The following is a 1,901-nucleotide window of genomic DNA, read 5'->3' as shown; positions in this document are numbered from 1 at the left end:
GTACAATACACGTGAAGAAGTCGACCGTTTGGTCGCTGGACTGCAACGTATTCACCGGTTGTTGGGTTAATCCTGACAGCCCAGATCAGGATGTCTTTATGGCTTTGCCAGATAGAAACAAGTTAGTCAGAAATTTTTCCCGATGCCCGAATTGGGAAGAAAAATATCTGTACGTGATTGAGCTGGGTGGCCAGTTACCGGCTTTACCGGAAGAACACCGCCAGGATCAAAACCTGATTTCCGGCTGCCAGAGTCAGGTATGGATTGTGATGCGCACTGATGAAAATGGTGCACTGACCTTCGAAGGTGACAGTGATGCAGCCATTGTTAAAGGTCTGGTCGCGATTGTCTTCAGCCTGTATCAGGGTTTAACGCCTCGTGATGTGGTGGAACTGGATGTACGTCCGTTTTTCACTGAACTTGAACTGAGTCAGCATCTGACACCTTCACGCTCGCAAGGGCTGGAAGCGATGATTCGCTCTATTCGCGCTAAAGCCGCAGAGTTGTCTTAATACCGCTCGCTGCTGTACTGCCTTGCTCATTAGGAATTATCTGCTAATGAGCAAGGCAGATGACTTCTTTCTCTGCGTATATCTCCTTTTACTCCTGATTTTTCAACCCACTATCCTCCTGCTTTTTATTCTGACTTCTGTAAGGTAACTTTCTGATTTACAGTGGTTTGATTGCCATGAAATTCTGTGCTGCTAATATTACCAGACAAGATAATTGTCTTGCCTCAGATTCGCTGAGCGCAGGCCGAAAAAGGACTGAGTATGAGACGCGCATTACCCCTTCTGGCAATGTTAGTTGGCACAATAATGGCAACGCATTCCATGACCGCAAGTGCAGCAGAATATCCATTGCCGCCGGATAATAGCCGCCTGATTGGCGAAAATACAACGTATGTTGTGCCCAACGACGGTAAGCCGCTGGAAGACGTGGCAGCCAAATACCAGATTGGCCTGATTGCGATGCTGGAAGCGAATCCGGGAACTGACCCTTATTTGCCAAAAGCCGGAACTGTGCTGACCATTCCTTCGCAGATGCTGTTACCGGATACCAAACGTGAAGGTATCGTAGTCAATCTGGCTGAAATGCGTCTTTACTACTATCCGAAAGGCGAGGACAAAGTCATTGTCTATCCGATTGGTATCGGCCAGTTAGGGCGTAACACACCGGAGATGGTGACATCAGTCAGCCAGAAGATCCCCAATCCTACCTGGACGCCCACTGCCAATATCCGTAAAGCTTATCTGAAAGAGGGGATCACATTGCCGGGCATGGTGCCAGCCGGGCCGGATAATCCGATGGGCTTGTTTGCGATGCGTCTGTCTGCAGGAACAGGACAGTATCTGATCCACGGCACCAATGCGAACTTCGGCATTGGTATGCGCGTGAGTTCCGGTTGTATCCGTCTGCGTCCTGACGATATCGAAGCGCTGTTTAACTCGGTGCCTAAAGGGACACGCGTACAAATCGTGAATCAGCCAATCAAGTTTGATATCGAACCGGACGGTAAACGCTATATCGAGGTGCATCAGCCGTTGTCCCACACGGAGAAAGATGACCCGCAAACCAAACCAATTCCTCTGACTGCAGCAATGAAGAAATTTATTAAGCATGATGAGACTAACGCTGAGATGGTAAAAGAAGCGATTAAACGCCGTGCGGGTATGCCGGTTGTTGTCAGCGTTGGCGATAAAGCGGGGGATACACCACCGGCTATCAATCAGCCGCAAACAGCGACTTCGGGCGAACCGGCAGTCAATACAGCCAGTACGCAGTAAACGTCGCAGAAACACATCAGAAACGATTTAAACTTCAGGGGCCATCATGGTCCCTTTTTTATGTCTGACATTCACGTGAGTGATTGAGAGCGTTTTAAATGGGGGATTTAGTGA

At 48.9% G+C, this 1,901-nt stretch carries 2 protein-coding genes and 1 pseudogene; all 3 read left to right on the top strand.

What is annotated here, in order from left to right:
• Positions 1-70: pseudogene (locus AC1DUO_RS24505) on the top strand (aminotransferase class V-fold PLP-dependent enzyme); the annotation flags it as partial.
• A 28-nt stretch (positions 71-98) separates the two neighbouring features.
• Positions 99-512 (top strand): cysteine desulfuration protein SufE, encoded by a 414-nt coding sequence (sufE, locus tag AC1DUO_RS24500; RefSeq protein WP_112152177.1) that lies wholly within the window; start codon positions 99-101, stop codon positions 510-512.
• A 261-nt stretch (positions 513-773) separates the two neighbouring features.
• Entirely contained in the window at positions 774-1,787 is a 1,014-nt protein-coding gene (locus tag AC1DUO_RS24495) for a L,D-transpeptidase family protein (protein ID WP_013576095.1), read from the top strand.
• Positions 1,788-1,901: the final 114 nt, after the last annotated feature.

The sequence above is a fragment of the Rahnella sp. P4_A8 genome, assembly GCF_056402435.1.
The sequence above is the reverse complement of the archived record's forward strand: the minus strand, read 5'-3'. Positions and strand labels throughout refer to the sequence as shown.